A 21,017-nucleotide genomic window follows, 5' to 3' on the forward strand; every position below is an offset into this window, starting at 1 on the left:
CCTATGTAATTTCACTGTATCCATATGGTTTGTTTTTTCTTCTTGTACCTGATACCTTCTTTGATGGGAGCGTAATGAAATAGAAAAGTAAAAATAACAAATATACAATAAATAAAGGCTAGTCAATATAGATTTTTTTTGTATAATTAGCTCAAGAAAGGTTAGCATAAAAGGTTAACAAGCCATGAAAAAACTGACAACATCCTTGACAGACAGAATAAATTTGTCTCGATTTTGCGTGTCCATATAATTAGCAAGAGTATTTACCCGATGGATAGGTGCATACACTTGCCAATTTTTATTTAAATTAAAATTATCCGACTATAGAAATGATCAATCTACAATATTTTATAGGAGGCGATATAAAAATATGAGAAAATTAAAAAATATACAAAAATGCAAACAGTGCTTTGCAAGTGTCTGCCTTTCTTTGACTTTAATCGGAACAGGTGGGATTTTATCTCAGGGCGGTGTTATAACGGTCTATGCTGATAACAATACTGGACTAAGTGATCATACTACGCAAGATGATCCGTCTGCTAATTTAGTTTTTAAAGATGAGAATCTTAATGGACAGACATTAGAACAGATGTCGAGTACTCTCAAAATAATGGGAGAAACAGTTGAAAATAATGAATTACTTAAGACAAAATGGGATGAGCTAGGAAAAGGCACGCAGGTTGGATTGGGTAAATCATATGAGACTTCGATATTTGGTAACTGGAAAGCAGTAAACAGTGGAAAATTTCATATTGTTAGAAAAACAGATAAGGATGTTTTCCCTCTTGAAGTTATTAATTCGACTTTAGATGATACTGTCTGGCTTCAAGAACAGGCTCTTTATAGAGAAAGTGAATACATTATGCTATTGTCAGGAACAAGAACTCTGGCAAATAAAGATCAAAAAGCATATGATGGCAGTGATTATAAATATAGTCATGAAGGACCTCAGATTGCAAAAGCGCTAGCTGGTTATGATGGTATCGAAAAGACTTTTAAAGCGTATTCACCGGAGCATGGTTCTCGTGTAAAAATCTCTTTCAGGATTGGATATACTGGTGATACTGATGGAAGTAAAGCCAACTACAAAGTTGAAGTTTTTTCAATAAAAGATGGTGCTGAGACTAAAGTTTATGATACGGTTATCGATCCAACGAAAGATGTAACTAATGAGAAAATGACCGTTACGAAAGCTACCGATGGAACGTGTAAGCAAAGTATAAAAATATCAAAAACACCAAATAAGCCAGGTAAGGATAAACCGCGACAACAGTATATAGGCGATGAAGAGGCTATCAAGATGATGGCTGAAAATGGTAATAAGCCTAACGGTAAATCCGGACTTTTTACAAGTTCAGAAATTAAGTTGGAAAAAGGCGTTACTGAGTATAAGGTGAGAATCAGTTTAGCTGATAATAATCGTACAGGTATGAGCTATCAATCATGGGGTGTAAAATATTCTCTTCCTATGTTCGGTGATGGATTTAGTATTACCCAAGATACTGCCGGAGTGGCAAAATATGTGTTTACGAAAATATATGATAAGTTGATCGAAAATAAGACGATAGATACTAAGAAAAAAACAGATACAAGCGTTGTGGCATATACTCAAGCATTAACTAAAATGAAGGAGCTTATCGACTCTACTGAATTAAAGAGCAAGAAAGATTATGTTGATGCTCTTGATGTTGCTGTAAAAGCAAAGAATAACTTAGTATCAACTGAGCAACAAGGAATAGATGCTCTTACTAAAGTTGCTGATGACAAAATAGCCACCCTAAATCAAAACAAAGATTTAAGTGAAAGTGAAAGGCAAACTGCTATAAAGAGAGTTAATGACGAGAAAGATGCGGCAATAAATAATATTAAAAAAGCTACTGATAATGCCGGAGTTGATCAAGCAAAAGAAAATGGCATTGCGGAAGTTGGAAAAATTAATCCCGTCGCAAAAGACAATGCCATTGCTGCAATAAATAAAGCTCTTTCTGAAAAAGAAAAGGAAATTGAAGGGAAAAATTACCTTACTACGGCTGAAAAAGATAAGTTGAAGAAAGAAGCAAAAGCAATAGCGGATCAATATATTTCAGAAATCACGGCGAAGCCATCTAGCGCGGATACGGCCGAAAAGGCCGCTCAAATCCAAGAAGCTATCGACAAGGCCAAAGATGTTGCTATTACTAAAATTGCTAATATAAAACCGATTGGAATTGTACCAACTCCAATTGATCCATTCGTTCCATCGCCTGAATACGTTCCTAATGGTGATATTACTCTGACACCTGATAAAGAAGTTAAGAATGGTCTTAAATCAAAACGAGTGGGAATGATACCAAAGACTGGCGAATCAACAACACCTCCATTCTCATTGGTTGCTTTGGGATTTGCAATTGTAGGTTTAGGCATTCTTCTTAAGAAGAAAATGATGGAAGAAAACAAGTAAGTAGGCACTGCTTGTTTTAAGTAACGAGCATTGGTTATTAGAAGATGGCTCTAGCGATATGTTAGAGTCATCTTTTTCTATATTATCTTTTGATTGTTATTTGAGATATAAGCTTTCTTATTCTCAATAAGAAATAATATGATGCTCCAAGCTAAGGTTTCATTGTATCCAACACGTGATTAAACTATAGGAATTCCTCAATGCTATGTGACGGGAAACCATGAGGCAATTATTCCTCCATGAACTTTTGACCGAGTGCAGAAACTTTTAGCACAAATTTGAAGAACACTGCACCACTCCACACTTAAAAGAAGATGAGATTCAAATGCTGTTTATTAAAAGCGTAAATATGCTTGTTAAAGATAAACAAGAAATCATAGCAACGCATAAAGATATGGTAAAAACTGTTTTTGATACTTCAAGTCTTGAAAATGAACAGCTGAAACTGGAAGAAGAACTCAATATCGTAGCTGACAAGGTCAACAACTGCATCAATGAAAACGCACGGAAATTGCAGGACCAAGATGAGTATGAGAAAAAATATACAAGTCTAGTGAACAGGTTTAATACTGTAGAATCAAGGCTTAAAGAAGTCAAAGCGGCCATTGTTAACAAGCAAGCGAGGCATGATGAAGTTGAATATTTTATCGAGGATTTGAAAAAACAGGACTTGTTAACAGCGTTCGATGAAAACGTCTGGCTTAGCATGGTTGACTATCTATGCGTGCATAAAGATGGAAAGGTTGAGTTTACTTTCCTTGATGGGAGCGTAATAAAAATAGGTGGCTAAACAACGAATATAGAATAAATAAATGCTAGTCAACATGGACTTTATCTTGTATAATCAGCTTATTAAAAGTTATGCATAAAAGGTTGACAAGGCTATGGGAAATCTGACAAAATCCTTGACAGACAGACAGACAGACAGACAGACAGACAGACAGACAGACAGACAGACAGACAGCGTAGCTCTGTCTCTTTTCACATAGAATTTTTTAATCGGCAGAAATATATACCTAATGGATAGGTACGTGTTTCTGCCTATTTTTGTGTGATTTTTCAAAACAATAATATAAGTAATTTAAATACATGAAGAAATGTAAGAATAATAAATGGAGTTGAGATGAAAATGAGAATGAAAAGGATGATGGGACTTTTTCTTGCTCTAGTAATGAGTATAGGTTGTCTGTCTTTAAATCCGATAGCTAGCTATGCGGATGACACGGACGCGAAAACTTTTAATATTAATCAGGGTAGTGTAAATATAACAAAAAGCGGTACTTATACGATTGAAGGAACGGGTCAACCAACGCCAAATGAGATTAGAGTGACAGGAGATTCTATCACCGCTAAGATTACCCTAAAAAATGTAAACATTGATGTATCTAATCAAATTTACAACTCGGCTTTTCTTGCAAAAGGTTATGGTCAATCTAATGTTCAATTAACGATAATACTACAAGGAACAAATTCGTTGAAGTCAGGTGAAGAGCGGGCTGGGTTAACATGGAACAATCACAATAATAGTTCAACGTTAGAAATCGAGGGTGATGGTTCTCTAACTGCAACAGGCGGAAAAAATGGAGCAGGGATTGGATCGAGTTGGAATCATAACGGTGGTACAAGGAACATTACAATCACTGGTGGAACCGTGATCGCAACAGGCGGATATGGTGCTGCTGGCATTGGTGGTGATCGCGGTAACTCAGCAGAAAACATCAAAATCGCTGGTGGAACTGTAACCGCAACAGGCGGAGATGGTGCTGCTGGCATTGGTGGTGGTGGTAGTGATTCAGGAAAAAACATTACAATCACTGGCGGAACCGTAACCGCAACAGGCGGAGGTGGTGCTGCTGGCATTGGTGGTGGTCGTCAGGGTGGTTCAGGAGAAAACATTACAATCACTGGTGGAACCGTAACCGCAACAGGCGGAGATGGTGCTGCTGGCATTGGTGGTGGTGACCGGGGTTCAGGAAAAGGCCTTACAATCGCTGGTGGAACCGTAACCGCAACAGGCGGAGATATGACTGCTGGCATTGGTGGTGGTACTCGGGGTTCAGGAGAAAACATTACAATCGCTGGTGGAACCGTAACCGCAACAGGCGGAGAAGATGGCATTGGTGGTGGTGCTTGGGGTGCAGCACAACACATCAAAATTACTGGTGGAAGCGTCAAGGCAAACAGTATCAGTACAACGCCGACCGATGACAATGGTCATAACGTCTACCTTGTTAAACTGGAAAATCAGGACAGTGTGAATGAGGTAACTGTAGACAGTGGCACAGCAAATAAAAAAACATTCAAAAGAGCAGGCAGTCACCCTGACAGAGATACCACATTTTATCTGTATCTGACAGGAAAAGGCCATGACCTTCTTACTTCTAAAGGGGAATATAAGGCAGAATGGAATGGTAATACGAATGCATTTACAATATTTGACCCAGCTAATGTAAAAAGTATGAGTGTGACGAGCCAGCCTACAAAGTTGAAGTACACGGAGGGAGAAACCCTAGATTTAACTGGGCTTGAAGTCACGTTAGAGGATGCTAATCATGTGAAAAAAGTCGTGACTCCTGCAGAATTTGAAGCGAATGGTATTAAGGCAACTCCTGAGAATGGTAAGAAACTAGAGTTAACTGATGGTGGAAAGCCTGTTACCTTAAAGAGAGGAAACTTGACTGCAACTACAAATGATTTGAAGGTAGCGAAGTTGAACCCAACATCTATGAGTGTGACGAGCCAGCCTACAAAGTTGAAGTACACGGAGGGAGAAACCCTAGATTTAACTGGGCTTGAAGTCACGTTAGAGGATGCTAATCATGTGAAAAAAGTCGTGACTCCTGCAGAATTTGAAGCGAATGGTATTAAGGCAACTCCTGAGAATGGTAAGAAACTAGAGTTAACTGATGGTGGAAAGCCTGTTACCTTAAAGAGAGGAAACTTGACTGCAGAAACAAGTGCTTTGAAGGTGAAGGCGAGAGTGTTGTTCCCAAGTTTTGGTGCTGGTATGAATGATTATGCACCTACTACTGTGGATAAGGGCGAGTTGAATATTCAGATTGATAGTGCTGAAAGTGATTCTAAACTTGGCCATGCTGGAGCTGGAGCTGGTGCGACCGTTAAGCAGGCGGCGGATGCATTAGACGAGGCTTTGGCGCTGGCTAAGCGTGTTGCGGCTAATCCAAACGCAACGCAGGCTCAGGTGGATGCTGCTACACGCAGACTTGCAGATGCCCGTAAGGCGCTTGCGGATGCTCGTAAGTCACAACAGCGTATTGGTGTGATTCCTAAGACAGGCGAATCAACATCGTTTGCCGGCTTACTCGCAGCGCTTGGCTTCTCGATTGTCGGACTTGAAATTCTTCGTAAGAAGAAAATGATGGAAGAAAACAATAAGTAGGCACTGCCTGTTTATTGGAAGGTGGCTTCGGTGATATGCTGGAGCCATCTTTTTGTATGCCATCTTGTGAGTATGATGCTGCGAGCTAAAGTTTCAGGATTCCTATAAATAGTTTCAGAGTTCTAAGGTTAAAGTTTCAGCGTTTAGAGAAATAGTTTCAGGGTTCAAGGGTAAAGTTTCAGAGTGCAAAGTAATAGTTTCAGAGTTCCAAGGGCAAAGTTTCAGGGTTCAGAGGAAAAGTTTCAGAGTTCAAGGTTAAAGTTTCATTGTATCCAACACGTGATGAAACTAGATCCACCTTATAACACAGGCAGTGCCTCTGAGCACTACGACGACAATTTAGAGCATTCTACCTGGCTATCGCTCATGAAGCTACGCCTTGAGTTGCAAAGAAATTTGCTCTCTGATGATGGAAGCATTTGGATTAGTAGTGATGATGACGAAGGGCATTATTTAAGAGTGCTGTGTGATGAGGTTTTTAGTAGGAATAATTTTATCAATACCGTTTAAAGGCTTTCAGTCGGTTTTCTTTTTAATCCCTTTCTGAACACTACTTTTACTCGTTCTCCTATTTTTAATTGTGAGCTAATTTCTGCAGCATATTGCAGCATGTTGCAGCTTGTTACAGCTTATTGCAGCTTGTGGAATTATTATTGCTTGTGATTGCTTTTCGTTACTTTTGGCTTAATTATTAACGTTAAGACAAGCGAAATATAGCAAAATATAGCAAACGGTGCATAGGTCAGAGTGCCAATCCCCAAAGTCTTAGTTATAAATACACCACATACACTCCAAGGTACTAGAGGATTTACAACTGTACCGGAATCTTCCAATGTACGTGAAAGATCTTTGCTCGGCAGATTAAGGCGGTCGTATATCGGTTTAAATGTTTTCCCGGCTAGCAAGATACTCAGATATTGCTCTCCAATTATGAGATTGACCCCGGCGGCTGTAAGGGCTACGGCTAATTTGGTTCTGAACGAGGAATTGAGGATGTCGTATAAATGGTGTAAAATTCGCGGAATTATTCCTAAGGTGAACAGTAGGCCGCCTAAACTAAGTGCCAATATGACGATTGTAATCGTAAAAAACATCGATGAAATTCCGCCTCGATTAAGCAGGCCAGCTAAAGCCCCGGAAATTTTTTCAGCTTTATATCCGTTGAAAAATATATCGGCAAGCTTGACAAAATTGATATCAGTCTGAAACAGGGAAATAATTGCCCCTGATACACTGACAAAAATTATTGAAATAATCGCCGGAACTTTAAGCAAAGAAAAGACAATTAGCATAAGCAACAAAATTAACGATAGCGGGCTGACAAGTCCAGTTTGTTTTATACCAGTTTTAAAGTACTCTAAAGCGGCCGGGGATGCCGATGCTTGCCAAGGGGAAAGCAGGGTGAAAAATACCGAGGAAATCAAGAAGGCCGGTACAGTAGTGTACATCATGTTTTTTATGTGATCGAATAAGTCTATTCCCACTATGCTGGCTGCAATTCCGGTAGTATCCGAAAGGGGAGACATTTTGTCGCCAAAAAAAGCACCGGAAATAACTGCTCCAGCAGTGATTGCTGGATCTAAATTAAATGCTTCCGCTATCCCGAGCATAGCGACACCTAAAGTGGCGACTGTGGTCAAGCTGCTGCCGATTGATATTCCTACTATAGCAGTTATTATGAAGGTTGACAGATAAAATGTTTTAACTGAAATAATGCTTAGGCCGTAATACATCAGGGTCGGGATAGTTCCTGCCGCCATCAAGGCACTGATCAAAATGCCTATAAAGAAAAATAAATATATAGCTCCCATCCCTGAGCTTACCGACTGCACCATACCTTTTTGCATTTCACTGAATTTTACGTGTTTTGCGCAGCCGTACAACAAAAGATAAACTATAGCCGATAAAATAGGTAAATGAGGCGGTAGTCCAGTTACGGATATTATCGGTATTCCTAAAATTATAAATACCAACAATAGTATTGATATTGCTTCACGCAATTTCGGCTGAGAAAACTCCTTCAGATTAATCATATAGTCCTCCAATACAAAAAAACTTCTCACATTGTGAGAAGCTTTACTAATTCCGAAATCTTAGAGGCTTATTCACAATGCAAACAGAGCCTCCAAAATTTACCGTGGGACTCTTAGATTCGGGTGAAATAGTAGTAGTAAAAGTGATCCGGACTGAAAACCGGTAGAGCATTGAACCCGGGTGAATTATCAAACATATATCCGAACCTCCTTAACATTTTAGATGATAATAGCACTTTATTTATGGAAACGCCAGTACTTGAATATTTTTTGGAAAGCTATTATAATATTTTCGGCTAATAACACACATAAAACTACCGCCTGTGCAAGGATGTAATAGGTTTTATGGAGGAATAACAGGAGGAAAACTATGGCCGTAATTTCAATGAAACAACTACTTGAAGCCGGTGTGCATTTTGGACACCAAACCCGTCGCTGGAACCCGAAAATGGCGGAGTATATTTATACTGAACGCAACGGGATCTACATCATCGACTTGCAGAAGACGGTGCGCAAAGCTGAAGAAGCATATAACTTTATGCGCGAAGTTGCTGCTAACGGTGGGAAGGTACTTTTTGTCGGTACAAAGAAACAAGCCCAGGATTCTATTAAAGAAGAGGCTGAACGCTGCGGTATGTTCTACATCAACAACCGTTGGCTCGGTGGTACTCTGACTAACTACACCACCATCCGTAAACGTATCGGCAGACTGTTCGAATTGCACAAGATGGAAGAGGACGGTACCTTTGATCTTTTGCCCAAAAAGGAAGTAGCCAAGCTAAAATTGGAAATGGAAAAATTGGACAAGAATCTTGGCGGAATTAAAGAAATGAATGGTATTCCGGATTGCCTATTCGTTGTCGATCCGAAGAAAGAACATATTGCGGTCATGGAAGCACGTCGCTTGGGTGTACCGGTTGTGGGAATTGTCGATACTAACTGTGATCCTGAAGAAGTCGATTATGTAATTCCTGGCAACGATGATGCAATCAGAGCAGTTAAACTGATTGCTGGCAAGATGGCTGATGCTGTTATTGAGGGTAAGCAAGGTGAAGATGTAGTGGCGGAAACGGAACAGGCTGATTCTGAGCAAACACCGGAAGCGTCTGATGAGGACGCAAAGCCTTCGATCGAAGAAGTAGTCGCCGCTGAAAATTAATGGTTTATTATCAAACGTGTTTGTTTAATTAATTGATAAAATTTGGGAGGTCGTTATGCCAGTAACAACTGCAATGATAAAAGAACTGCGAGAAAAAACCGGTTCAGGTATGATGGATTGCAAGAAGGCTCTTACCGAAACCGATGGTAACATTGAGAAAGCAATCGACTGGTTGCGTGAAAAGGGTATTGCTTCAGCTGCTAAAAAATCAGGCCGTGTCGCTACCGAAGGACTAATTCAGTCTTATATTCATGCCGGTGGCCGAGTAGGCGTTTTGATTGAAGTTAATATCGAAACTGATTTTGCAGCAAAAAACCCTGATTTCCAAGCTTTTGTACGTGACTGCGCAATGCAGGTGGCTGCGATGAATCCAAAATGGGTATCAGCTGCCGATGTCCCACAGGAAGAGTTGGATCGTGAGCGCGATGTTTGCCGTTCCCAAGCACTGAACGAAGGAAAGCCGGAAAAGATTGTTGAAAAAATTGTCGACGGTAGGATGAAGAAGTTCTATGAAGAGTATTGCTTATTGAACCAACCGTTTGTCAAAGATGACAGCAAAACAATTGAAACTTTACTAAAAGAGATGATTGCCCGTATCGGTGAAAACATTTCCATTCGTCGCTTTGTCCGTTTTGAACTCGGTGAAGGATTGGAAAAGAAGCAGGAAGATTTTGCCGCTGAGGTTATGGCTCAACTCAAGTAAAATATAGTCCAAGGCCGTTATGATTAAATCACAACGGCCTTTTTTTATGCAAGAGGTGTATATATGAAACAACCTGTTTTCCGTCGCATTTTACTTAAGCTGTCCGGTGAAGCACTGAGTGGCGACAAAGATTTCGGCATTGATGACAAATACGTTATCAATTTGTGCAGGCAGATAAAGGCAGTCCATGACTTAGGCGTACAGATAGGGATTGTTGTCGGCGGCGGGAATTTCTGGCGTGGTCGCAGTTCAGCCGGCATGAATCGTGTAACTGCGGATCATATGGGTATGTTGGCAACTACTATGAATTCACTTGCCTTGTCTGATTCTCTGCAACAACTTGGAGTTGAAGCCATAGTCATGGGGGCTGTTGAGATCAGATCGATTGTTGAAGCGAATACCAGCAAAAAAGCGATTGACAGCTTAAACAAGGGGTGCATTGTTATATTTGCCGGTGGCACCGGCAATCCTTTCTTTTCAACTGATACAGCGGCTGCGTTAAGAGCGGCTGAAATTGAGGCGGAAGTTGTTTTCAAGGCAACGAATGTAGACGGTGTTTATGATTCGGATCCGAAATGTAATCCCGCAGCTAAACGTTATGAACGGCTAACGCACGACGATGTTTTGCGGCTGAAACTTGGTGTCATGGATGCTACTGCCGCCGCGTTATGTCGTGACAACCAGCTAAAGATTGCTGTATTCAGCTTGCAGGAACCGGACAACATTATGCGAATGGTTTGTGGAGAAAATATTGGTACGCTTGTGTGCTGAAATTTTCTTCTTCCTTGAACCCTAGGCTGAGTTTAGATATAATAAAATAAATATCTTTCTGTGGAGGTAAATATGGAACTTACTAAGGATATGTACGCTGTTTATGAGGATCGAATGAATAAATCGATCGATAATTTAAAAGAAAATTTAAACTCAGTCCGAGCCGGCCGTGCCAATCCACATATTTTAGATCGAATTACAATCAGTTACTACGGAGCAGAGACTCCACTTAACCAAGTTGCCAATATACAAGTTCCTGAACCGCGGATGATTACAATTTCGCCTTGGGATCCGTCAAGCCTTAGTTTGATTGAAAAAGCCGTTCTGATGTCAGATATTGGCATCAATCCTAACAATGACGGAAAGATGATTCGCTTGGTTTTCCCGACCCTGACGGAAGAGAGACGTAAGGACTTGGCAAAAACGGTTGCTAAATACGGCGAGGAAACAAAGATTGTCGTGCGAAATGTACGGCGTGAAGCGATTGATAAGTTCAAAGCTCTGCATAAGTCTAAAGAATTAAGCGATGATGATATTCGTACCGTTGAAGATGATGTTCAAAAAATAACCAATCGATTTACCGCGAAAATTGATGAAATTGTCGCCGCCAAAGAAAAGGACTTAATGGAAATTTGAACGGAATAATAAAAAAGCTGAGTAAAATTTTTAATGACTCCCCCGCCACGCTAAGTCGCGAGGGGGTTATCTGTATCCCGGAACATGTTGCTATAATAATGGACGGCAATGGACGTTGGGCCACTGCAAGGAAGCTGCCGCGTCAATTAGGTCATCGCGCCGGAGCTAAAAATTTAAAAGAAATTGTCCGGGCGGCAGGCCAATTAGGCATTAAATATCTAACCGTTTATGCATTTTCGACAGAGAATTGGCAAAGACCTAAGAACGAAGTGAACGCTTTAATGCAACTCTTTGTTGATTTTTTCCTCACCTACGATGCTGAACTGGCATTAAATGATGTAAGGTTGAGGTTTGCCGGAGATATAGATTGTTTGCCGCCTGAAGTTAAGAAAACGATCAATACAGCAGAAACAAATTCAAGCGGCCGGCATGGTTTGCAATTGATTATTGCTTTTAATTATGGTGGGCGTCGGGAATTGTTACGTGCTTTCCAGAAACTTGCCGCCACCGGAATTCCTTTCGATAGTTTAAATGAATCTGATATTTCTGGGGCCTTATATCTACCGGATGTGCCTGATCCGGAGATGATTATCCGAACGGGCGGGGAAATGCGTCTTTCTAATTTCTTACTTTGGCAATCCGCTTATGCGGAACTTTTTTCCAGCCCTAAACTTTGGCCTGAATTCACCGAAAAAGATCTGATTCAGATAATTTCGGCCTACAATAAACGTGACCGCAAATTTGGAGGTATAACAAGTGAAAACCAGAATCATCACGGGTAGTATTTTCGCTCTAATAATGGCAGGTTTTCTTTTACCGGGCTATAAATTTCCTGCTTTGCCGCTTTTATTGTTTTTCCTGGTCAATATTTTTGGAGGCCGGGAAGTTTACCGGGTTGTAATTGCTAAATTTAATTTGTCTTTGCGTGGACTTAGCTTATTATGGTCGGTAATTTTTTTGACGGCGTTAATTCCTTGCGGCGGTAATACTCTAATCGACCGTTCTTTAGCTCAATTGGGTATATTCGCTATTTGTGCTTTGACGTTGTTATTTTTCAGTACAATTATTTTAGCATGTATCCATGGAACTTCAGCTTTAACTCCGGCGGTGGCCGTTAATTCAGCCGGCCTTTATACGGCTTTCCCATGTGCTGTAGCGGTTGTTTTGCTTACTGCTGTCCCTGACGGTTTTTATTGGTTACTAATTGCCGTTTTTAGTCCTTGGGTCAGTGATGTAAGTGCCTATTTTACTGGCTTCTATTTAGGCAAACGCAAATTGATTCCCCAAATAAGTCCTAAGAAAACGGTAGCTGGGTTTATCGGCGGTCTGGTAGGAACAATGATTGTTATGGCTGTAGCTTATAAGTTTATGGTTGCGGCTTTATACGGTTCAGGTTCAGATAGCCCGTATTATACAATTATTATAGGTTCATTTATAGGGGCGATTCTCAGTATTGCGTCTCAGTTTGGTGACTGGCTGGCTTCAGTGATTAAGCGTGAAACAGGGGTAAAGGATTTCGGTACTTTGCTTCCGGGTCACGGGGGAATCATGGACCGTTTTGACAGCGTTATGTTTACTTTACCAGCGACATTGTTAATTGTTTTATTGTTGGCGGCAATAAAGTGAATTAAATGAAGAATTTTGCTATTTATCAGTCTTAGGGGATACTGGGCAGGGTAGCTGGTATTAACCTACAAAAAATTTTATGCTTATCAACTGAGCGCAATTGCACACTGAATGCATTTGCACATAACGTGGGGTGGAGTAATTTAACATGTATAAAAATATTTCGGTACTCGGTTCGACCGGTTCAATTGGTCGTCAAACATTGGAGGTTTGTGGAGAGCTTGGAATAAAAATTGCTTCTCTTGCCTGTGGCCAAAATATCGATCTGCTTTTATCTCAGATTGCCACTTTTCATCCATTGACAGTATCCGTTGCCAGTGAGGCTTCGGCGGCAAAGCTAGCTGAATATATCAATGGAGAGGAATTTCGCCACAGATTTTATGCTACTAATGAGCAAAACTGGAATTCAACAAAACTTCCGGAGGTGCTTCAAGGAGAAGAAGGTAATTTGACTGCAGCATCTTTAACGGAAGTTGACTGTGTAGTTGGTGCAATGGTGGGCTTTGTCGGTTTAAAGCCGATTATTGCCGCAATTAATGCCGGCAAGGCTGTGGCCTTGGCCAACAAAGAAACACTGGTTACGGCCGGCAAGCGCGTTTTGGCTGCAGCCAAAGCTAAACGGGTTCCTGTTTTACCGTTGGACAGTGAGCATTCGGCAATTTGGCAGTGTCTGCAAGCGGGCAAGCCAACTGATTTGAAACGAATCTTTTTAACTGCATCCGGCGGGCCGTTTCGGCTTACCGCAGAATCCGATCTGGAAAAAGTTACTGCGACAGATGCGCTAAAACATCCTACTTGGAAGATGGGGGCAAAGATCACGATAGATTCGGCAACTTTGATGAACAAAGGCTTGGAAGTTATTGAAGCGGCCCGTTTATTTAATGTCGATGGTAAACAGATTGAAGTGGTAGTTCATCCCGAAAGCATTATACATTCAATGATTGAGTGGCAAGACGGTTCGGTTCTGGCTCAGCTGGGTTTCCCAGATATGAAAATGCCGATTAAAATTGCGTTGTCCTATCCAGAAAGAATAAATCTTGCTCCTGATAAACCGTTCAATCCTTTTGTTGCCCCGGCCGCAAGCCTGACATTTATGCGACCGCGGCGCGATGCGTTCCCATTATTAGACTTAGCCTATAAAGCGTTAGAATATGACGGCTTGGCTCCGACCTATATGAATGCGGCCAACGAGGTTGCCGTTGCAGCTTTTTTAGCTGGCAAGATCAAATTTACCGACATCAGTAAACTGGTTGAGAAAATTTTTAACAACTGTCTTACATTATCTGACGTACAAGAACCGTCCTATGATGATATCATAGAAGCCGACAGTATTGCTCGGCATTTAGCAAATAAGGAGATTAAACAATGAGTACAGTGGGAGGAATTCTGGTAGGCCTAATCCTTTTGAGTTTAATGATGTTTGTACACGAACTCGGACACTTTTTAGTTGGGCGGAAGCTAGGGTTTACCATTATTGAATTTTCTATTTTTATGGGTCCGCGTCTACTGAGCTGGGAACGTAAAGGAATTCGTTACAGTTTAAAGCTTATTCCCATAGGCGCTTCAGTACAGTTTGCTGGTGAATTCAACACTGATCCGAAAAGTAGAGCCAAAGTCGCGGCCGCCCGTAGAGAAAGGCCTGGGGACTTTTACGCTAGGCCTAAGAGCTACCGAGCTGCAGTTGCGTTCGCTGGACCGGCAGTAAATCTTCTGTGTGGCATTTTGGCTTTTGCTATATTATTTTCTTTTTTGGGAAGCTTTACAAATGAAATAAGCGGCGTCGGCAAGAAAAGTATGGCTGAAGCGGCCGGGTTAGAAGTCGGCGATAAGTTACTCAAACTTAATGGACGAAGCATAAATAATGAATTGGACATGAATGCCGCATCGATAATTGAAGCCAGAACCGAAAGCTTTCGCTTGGAATTTTTGCGTAAAGGTAAACTACAAAGTGTTGAGCTAAAACGTGCGACAGCCAAATTTCCCGTGATGGGTGTAGAACTGCAAAAAGAAACGGGCGGATTGCGAATCAAGGCAGTCGATGCGTCTTTGTACCACCATGGTGATATTTTGCGAGTAAACGATTTAATTACTTCGATAGACGGTAAAGCGGCCGAGATCACAACTATAAAAAATTTTTGGGAGACTGATTCCAAACGTAAAATGCCACTTACGGTCGAAAGAAATGGTGAAAAATTATCGCTTGTCGTTGAACCGACAATGGTTGAACGAAGTTTGCCTTGGGGAATCGAATTAAAACGCGACCGATCAATTCTGTACGCGTTGCCTAGAGCCGTAATTTATTCTGCTTCAATCTTTAAACTGACGTTTATCTCAATTGGCAAAATGATCACTGGAGCATTAAGTGCTAGGGAAAATCTGTCTGGTCCCATAGGCGTTGTAACGGCAATTTCCGGTGTTGTAACTACTAACGGTATTCCCTTGGCTCAAAAATTGTGTACATTACTTAGTCTTTTTGGTCTTATATCACTAAGCTTGGGAATAATGAATCTATTGCCGATTCCGCCCTTAGACGGAAATCTTTTGCTGCTGACAGCTTTAGAGGCGATTAGGGGCAGGACTTTGACTTTGCGCACGCAAACGGCGATTACTGTGGTGGGAATGATTGTCGTTATTTTATTACTTGTACTCGGTTTTTACTTTGACATCTGCCGTCTGTTGGGAGTATGACATACATGAAAAGGCGTGAAACAACTACCGTCAACGTCGGCGGGGTACTTATAGGATCAGGTCATCCGATAGTTATTCAGTCAATGAATAATACGGACACTCGTGATGCTAAAGCTACGATTGCACAAATTAAGGAATTGGCAGCAGCTGGGTGTGAAATTACTAGAGTTGCGGTACCAGACACCCAAGCTGCGGATGCGCTGAAGGACATTTGTCGTCAGTCGCCGATACCAGTTGTGGCAGATATACATTTTGATTATCGACTGGCTCTAGCGGCAATAAATAACGGTGCGGCAAAAATAAGAATCAACCCTGGGAATATTGGGTCGACGGAAAAAGTTAAGGCTGTGGCCGAAGCTGCTCGTAAAGCGAAAATTCCTATTAGAGTCGGAGTGAACTCCGGCTCTTTGCAAAAGGATCTACTGGCCAAATATGGACAAGTAACAGCAGAGGCATTGGCCGAATCAGCACTGTCAGCAATCAAACAACTTGAGCAAGTTGATTTTTTTGATTTAGTGGTTTCCTTGAAGGCTTCTTCGCCATTATTGACCATTGAGGCGTACAAAATTTTAGCAACTCGGGTCAGTTATCCTTTGCATATCGGAGTTACGGAAGCCGGTACTTTACGCGAAGGGATAATCCGTTCATCGGTTGGCTTGGGTGCTTTGTTGGCAGACGGTATAGGTGATACGCTACGAGTAAGCTTGACGGCTGACCCGGTCGAAGAGGTTAAAGCGGCTTGGTCGATACTAAAGAGCTTGGATTTGCGGCGGAAAGGACCTGTTTTTGTTTCTTGCCCAACTTGCGGACGTACACAAGTGGATTTGGTTAGAATTGCTAATCAAGTTGAAACTAGATTAGCAAAGATGCCGTATCAATTGCATATTGCTGTGATGGGGTGCATAGTAAACGGCCCGGGGGAAGCGCGTGGAGCCGACTATGGCATTGCCGGTGGGCACGGGAGGTTCTCAGTATTTGCCAAGGGTAAAACTTTGAATTCGGTGACTGAAGAAAATGCAGTTGAAGCTTTAGTTAATCTGATTAAGACGGAATATGGAGATTGGGAATAATGCCGGAAACAAGTTGTACTAAACTAAAAGATTTATATAAATATATTGGGCTAGTGGACGAAGGTATACCTGATTTAGCAATAGGTGAACTGGTTTGGTCCAAACGCGGTGTTTTGCGCTTGCGTTTAAAAATTGATTTGCCTTTTAATGAACTGTCTTCTCTTACTTCTGCGGTTTTATCGGGGCTGGAAAGTCGTCTTGGTGAATTTTTCGGAATCAAGCATTGCTCGGTCGAACTGCATTGGCAGAATCCGCCGGCACCGGATGAGGCAGGTGTTTTATTGGCCAAATGGCGTGAATGGCTGGCTGATACAATTAAAAGGACCGATACTAAGTTAGCCACGGCCTTTGCTACTTCTGATTATAAATTTATAAACGGGGTGGCGGAGTTTGAACTTTTACCGATACATCGAGACTATTTCAATAATCATACATTGCGCACAATTCAAGCTCTGGCTCACATTAAGACGGGTATTAATTGGAATTTTCGTTTGAAAGAGATTGATCTTTCTGTCATTACGCGTCAAATGGATGAAGAATACAACAGCCTTCTCAAAGTAATCCCACCAGCTGAAAATGATGGTGAAACTGCCAATGCGGCGACACGAGAAATCCCGAAATCGTTTAAACCTGCTTTCCGCAAAGTAGACGGGTTGGTTTTTGGCAAATGGAATACAAATATACCACAAATCGAACTTAAAGATATCACCTCTGAAAGCGGCGTTGCGACGATTACCGGTTACATGGCAGGATATGAACAGCGCATGATAAGCAATAACCAACGTGCTTTGATAAAATTTAATGTCCAAGATACAACTGCTGCTTTGGCCTGTGTCTGCTTTTTGCGCACCGACCATCCAGAGCAAATTCAAGCCCTAGCTGACTTAAATAAGAAATACGCCTCTTTTCAGGTTGAAGTAGGTTATGACGCTAAATTTACTAAAGATATCCAAGGCATGGTTACTGCTGCGCGGCTGGCTGATCCGCCGGCAGGTCGTTCTGATAATGCGCCGGAAAAAAGAGTCGAACTTCATTGCCATACCAAAATGAGCGCCAAAGATGCGGTGAGCAACCCTGCCGATGTTGTTAAACTGGCGGCTCAATTTGGCCATGAGGCGGTAGCCGTAACTGACCACGGCGTAGTTCAGGGCTTCCCCGAAGCGTTTGAAGCGGCTAAAGCTATGGCGAAAGCGGGAAAGCCGATTAAGCTTATTCTTGGTATGGAAGGGTACATTATTCCTGACGGTGAGGCCGTCGTTTACGGTCTTAATTTACCACGAGGCGAAAATGCCGAAGTTGATTACAATGAGGGAAATTCCTGTCCGTCCGCTTATGTAGCATTGGATGTTGAAACTACTGGATTAGACCCAGTTAAGGAACGTGTCATCGAAATCGGTGCGGCTAAGTTCGTGCGAAATTCAAGCGGAGAGTATGAGGTGAGTGAAACCTTCCATCGTATGCTCAATCCAGAGGTTAAACTGCCTGAGTTCATTATGAAGTTAACAGGGATAACGCAAGCAGAAGTAGACAGCGGAATAAAGCCATTGCAAGCTGTACAAGACTTAATCGACTTTGTCGGAGATTTGCCAGTGTGTGCCCATAATGCCATGTTTGATATCGGTTTCATTCGAGCAGAAGGCTTTCGAACCCAGGATATAAACGATCCTAAGCTGAAATTCAATCCGATAACCATAGATACTTTGCGATTATCCGTACTTTTTTGGCCATCGTTGTCTAACCACAAGTTGGATACCGTATGCAATTTTCTCCAAATTGATTTGGCGCATCATCACCGAGCCGTTGATGATGCCATAGCTTGCGGACAAATTTTTGCTCGTGCTTGCCAAATCGACTCTGAACTAACTTTGACCAGTTTGAATCAACGTAGCGGTTTGCTGAGACCAGAAGAAATAACGGACAAAGAACATAAACCTAATCACATTATTTTCTTGGTTCGCAACTTGTTAGGTTTGTATAATTTATATCGACTCGTATCTATAAGCCATACGCAATATTTTCATAAACGTCCGCGAATTCCTAAACATTTGTTAACTTATTTCCGGCATGGAATAATTGTCGGAGCGGCGTGTGAGGCCGGGGAAGTTTTTCGCCATGTGCGCAATTTGTATGAAAGCAACGGATGTGATTTTGAACTTACCAAAGGTAAGCTGAATACGCCTGCAAGCAAAAAATTAGCGCGTTATTATGATTATCTGGAAATTCAACCGTTGACCAATAATCTGTTTTTGACTCGTCGTCAACAAAACCCGCTAAATGATAAAGATTTGATTAATCTAAATTTATTGGTTATTCATCTGGCCGAACTAACCAAAATGAGGGTGGTAGCAACCTGCGATTCGCATTTCTTGAATAAAGAAGATGGTATTTTTCGTCATATTCTGTTGACCAATATTGGCTATGATGTCAATGAACGTCAGCCGGAACTTTATTTCCGCAACACTGATGAAATGTTGGCAGAATTTACTTATTTATCCCCGGATAAGGCGAAAGAATTTTGTGTAACCAATCCACGTTATTTTGCCTCATTGGTCGAACCGAACATACGACCGTTCCCCGATGGTACTTTCCCACCTTTAATTGCTTCAGCTGATAAGGATATCGAAACCATGACTTATCGGCGTGCCAGCGAGCTTTACGAATATCAGGGGAAACTGCCGGAAATTGTAAGTAAGCGTATTGAAAAAGAGCTTAATTCAATTATCAAAAATGGTTTTGCCATCATGTATTATATTGCGCACAAACTGGTAAAAAAATCGAATGATGACGGTTATATCGTCGGTAGCCGGGGATCGGTAGGCTCATCATTTGTTGCTACTTTATGCGGTATCACTGAAGTTAACCCACTTTGTCCGCATTATCGGTGCCCGCACTGTCGTTACAGCCGCTTTGATGAAAGTGGTAAATTCGGTTCTGGCTTCGACTTGCCGCCTGAAAAATGCCCTGATTGCGGAGAGATGATGATTCGTGACGGCCAGGATATTCCTTTTGAGACTTTCCTTGGCTTTAATGGTGACAAGCAGCCAGATATTGATCTTAACTTTTCGGGTGTATATCAGCCGCATGCTCATAAATATATCCAGGAAATGTTCGGTATAGCGCATACTTATCGTGCCGGAACTATAGGTTGTTTTGCTGAAAAAAATGCTCTTGGCATGGTTCGCAAATACTTGGAAGACACCGGAGAAGTGATCAATCGAGCTGGGCAGCAACGTCTAGCTGCCGGTATGGATGGCGTAAAGCGTACGACCGGACAGCATCCCGGAGGAATTGTCGTTATACCGAAAGAGAGGGAGGTATTTGACTTTACCCCTATTCAATATCCGGCTGATAAACTAGATTCAGTAATGACAACAACCCATTTTGATTTTAATTCGTTACATGACACTATATTAAAATTGGATATCCTCGGACATGATGATCCAACCATGCTTAAGGTACTAAGTGATATGACCAAAATCAAAGTAACTGACATACCTATCCCGGACGAAAAAGTTATGCGAATGTTCGTAAGTACGGAGCCGCTTGGTATTCCTGACGGTACCAGCCCAGCCGATTCAGCTACCTTAGGGCTGCCGGAAATGGGTACTTTTATGGCCAGAGGGATGATTAAGGAAACTAAACCGTCACGCTTTTATGACTTGGTCCAGCTAATGGGATTGTCCCACGGCACTGATGTTTGGAAGGGCAATGCGCAAGACCTAATTCATCAAGGCATTTGTACAATTAACGAGGTCATAGGGTGTCGTGACGGCATAATGACTCGTTTGATATATTATGGACTACCAGCTAAAAGTTCTTTCGATATAATGGAAAAAGTACGCAAAGGCAAAGGCTTAAGCGAAGAACATGAAGCTTTGATGCGTGAGCATAACGTGCCGGATTGGTATATAGATTCGTGCAAAAAAATTAAATATATGTTCCCTAAAGCCCATGCTGCAGCCTACGCTATTTCGGCTTTACGTATAGCTTGGTTTAAAGTTTATTATCCAGAGGCGTATTATTCGGCTTATTTTACCGTACGAGCAGATGAATTTGACAGTGATATTTTATGCGTTGATGCAAATACCTTGCAAAACAACAAGAGGAGCTTGCGCTTAGCATTTTCACAGAATGATGGCAAGGAAAAAGATAAAAACTTGTACTATATAGCCGAAATAGTTGAAGAAATGAACTTGCGCGGAATTAAATTTTTGCCAATCGATATATATGATTCCGATCCAGTTAATTTCCTGCCGGAAGGTAAAGGCTTTGTTCGACCGCCCCTGAATGCTTTGCCTTCGATAAGTTCAGCCATCGCAATGTCTATCGCTGCTGAACGAGATAAGGGATTGTTCAAGAATCAGAGTGAATTGATGCAAAGGGCTAAAATAGGTGAGACGGCATTAGGTGTATTGCGTGATCACAATTGTTTGCGCGATATGCCGACTTCAGCTCAGCTGGATTTATTTTCACTCTCTATGGGGTAAACAA

Annotated in this window: 15 protein-coding genes; 14 read left to right on the plus strand and 1 reads right to left on the minus strand. The window is 41.6% G+C overall.

The genetic code is table 11. The features are described 5' to 3' along the window. Positions 1 to 370 precede the first annotated feature (370 nt). From HMPREF0868_RS03680 to HMPREF0868_RS08230, 4 genes are all read left to right on the plus strand, one after another. Positions 371 to 2,440 carry a DUF1542 domain-containing protein gene (locus HMPREF0868_RS03680; RefSeq protein WP_012993356.1) on the plus strand — a complete coding sequence of 690 codons (2,070 nt, stop codon included), beginning with the start codon at positions 371 to 373 and terminating at the stop codon, positions 2,438 to 2,440. Positions 2,441 to 2,765: 325 nt separating this feature from the next. After that, the gene (locus tag HMPREF0868_RS08660; RefSeq protein ID WP_012993357.1) at positions 2,766 to 3,230 is read left to right on the plus strand and encodes a hypothetical protein; all 465 of its coding nucleotides are present in this window, start codon (positions 2,766 to 2,768) and stop codon (positions 3,228 to 3,230) included. A gap of 333 nt (positions 3,231 to 3,563) precedes the next feature. Beyond that, entirely contained in the window at positions 3,564 to 5,840 is a 2,277-nt protein-coding gene (locus HMPREF0868_RS03690; protein ID WP_012993358.1) for a hypothetical protein, read from the plus strand. A 282-nt stretch (positions 5,841 to 6,122) separates the two neighbouring features. Further along, positions 6,123 to 6,350 carry a DNA methyltransferase gene (locus tag HMPREF0868_RS08230; RefSeq protein ID WP_242821326.1) on the plus strand — a complete coding sequence of 76 codons (228 nt, stop codon included), beginning with the start codon at positions 6,123 to 6,125 and terminating at the stop codon, positions 6,348 to 6,350. Positions 6,351 to 6,490: 140 nt separating this feature from the next. Here the strand turns inward: HMPREF0868_RS08230 and nhaC are convergent, their stop codons facing one another. Continuing rightward, positions 6,491 to 7,873, minus strand: a complete 1,383-nt coding sequence (gene nhaC, locus HMPREF0868_RS03695; RefSeq protein WP_012993360.1) for a Na+/H+ antiporter NhaC — start codon at positions 7,871 to 7,873, stop codon at positions 6,491 to 6,493. A gap of 370 nt (positions 7,874 to 8,243) precedes the next feature. On the opposite strand from nhaC, the gene rpsB reads away from it, so the two are divergent. The 10 genes from rpsB to HMPREF0868_RS03745 all read left to right on the plus strand — a co-directional run bounded on the left by rpsB (position 8,244) and on the right by HMPREF0868_RS03745 (position 21,013). Beyond that, positions 8,244 to 9,032, plus strand: coding sequence for a 30S ribosomal protein S2 (rpsB, locus tag HMPREF0868_RS03700; RefSeq protein ID WP_012993362.1), 789 nt, complete (start codon positions 8,244 to 8,246; stop codon positions 9,030 to 9,032). A gap of 55 nt (positions 9,033 to 9,087) precedes the next feature. Further along, positions 9,088 to 9,735 carry a translation elongation factor Ts gene (gene tsf / locus HMPREF0868_RS03705; protein WP_012993363.1) on the plus strand — a complete coding sequence of 216 codons (648 nt, stop codon included), beginning with the start codon at positions 9,088 to 9,090 and terminating at the stop codon, positions 9,733 to 9,735. Between the two features lie 63 nt (positions 9,736 to 9,798). Then, on the plus strand, positions 9,799 to 10,506 hold the full coding sequence (pyrH, locus tag HMPREF0868_RS03710) for a UMP kinase (protein WP_012993364.1): 708 nt from the start codon (positions 9,799 to 9,801) through the stop codon (positions 10,504 to 10,506). Between the two features lie 72 nt (positions 10,507 to 10,578). Beyond that, positions 10,579 to 11,142 carry a ribosome recycling factor gene (frr, locus tag HMPREF0868_RS03715; protein WP_012993365.1) on the plus strand — a complete coding sequence of 188 codons (564 nt, stop codon included), beginning with the start codon at positions 10,579 to 10,581 and terminating at the stop codon, positions 11,140 to 11,142. Further along, positions 11,139 to 11,924 carry a polyprenyl diphosphate synthase gene (gene uppS / locus HMPREF0868_RS03720; RefSeq protein WP_012993366.1) on the plus strand — a complete coding sequence of 262 codons (786 nt, stop codon included), beginning with the start codon at positions 11,139 to 11,141 and terminating at the stop codon, positions 11,922 to 11,924. The genes frr and uppS overlap by 4 nt, the downstream gene beginning before the upstream one ends. Beyond that, positions 11,899 to 12,768: a phosphatidate cytidylyltransferase gene (locus HMPREF0868_RS07915; RefSeq protein WP_012993367.1), complete on the plus strand. Its 870-nt coding sequence runs from the start codon at positions 11,899 to 11,901 to the stop codon at positions 12,766 to 12,768. Before uppS ends, HMPREF0868_RS07915 begins: the two co-directional genes overlap by 26 nt. Before the next feature lie 148 nt (positions 12,769 to 12,916). After that, positions 12,917 to 14,137, plus strand: coding sequence for a 1-deoxy-D-xylulose-5-phosphate reductoisomerase (gene dxr / locus HMPREF0868_RS03730; RefSeq protein WP_012993368.1), 1,221 nt, complete (start codon positions 12,917 to 12,919; stop codon positions 14,135 to 14,137). Further along, a complete protein-coding gene (gene rseP / locus HMPREF0868_RS03735) occupies positions 14,134 to 15,456 on the plus strand; it encodes an RIP metalloprotease RseP (protein ID WP_012993369.1) in 1,323 nt (440 codons plus the stop codon). Before dxr ends, rseP begins: the two co-directional genes overlap by 4 nt. Before the next feature lie 5 nt (positions 15,457 to 15,461). Next, on the plus strand, positions 15,462 to 16,526 hold the full coding sequence (gene ispG / locus HMPREF0868_RS03740; protein WP_012993370.1) for a flavodoxin-dependent (E)-4-hydroxy-3-methylbut-2-enyl-diphosphate synthase: 1,065 nt from the start codon (positions 15,462 to 15,464) through the stop codon (positions 16,524 to 16,526). Then, on the plus strand, positions 16,526 to 21,013 hold the full coding sequence (locus HMPREF0868_RS03745; RefSeq protein ID WP_012993371.1) for a PolC-type DNA polymerase III: 4,488 nt from the start codon (positions 16,526 to 16,528) through the stop codon (positions 21,011 to 21,013). The genes ispG and HMPREF0868_RS03745 overlap by 1 nt, the downstream gene beginning before the upstream one ends. Positions 21,014 to 21,017 lie beyond the last annotated feature (4 nt).

The organism is Mageeibacillus indolicus UPII9-5, assembly GCF_000025225.2.
Taxonomy (GTDB): domain Bacteria; phylum Bacillota; class Clostridia; order Saccharofermentanales; family Fastidiosipilaceae; genus Mageeibacillus; species Mageeibacillus indolicus.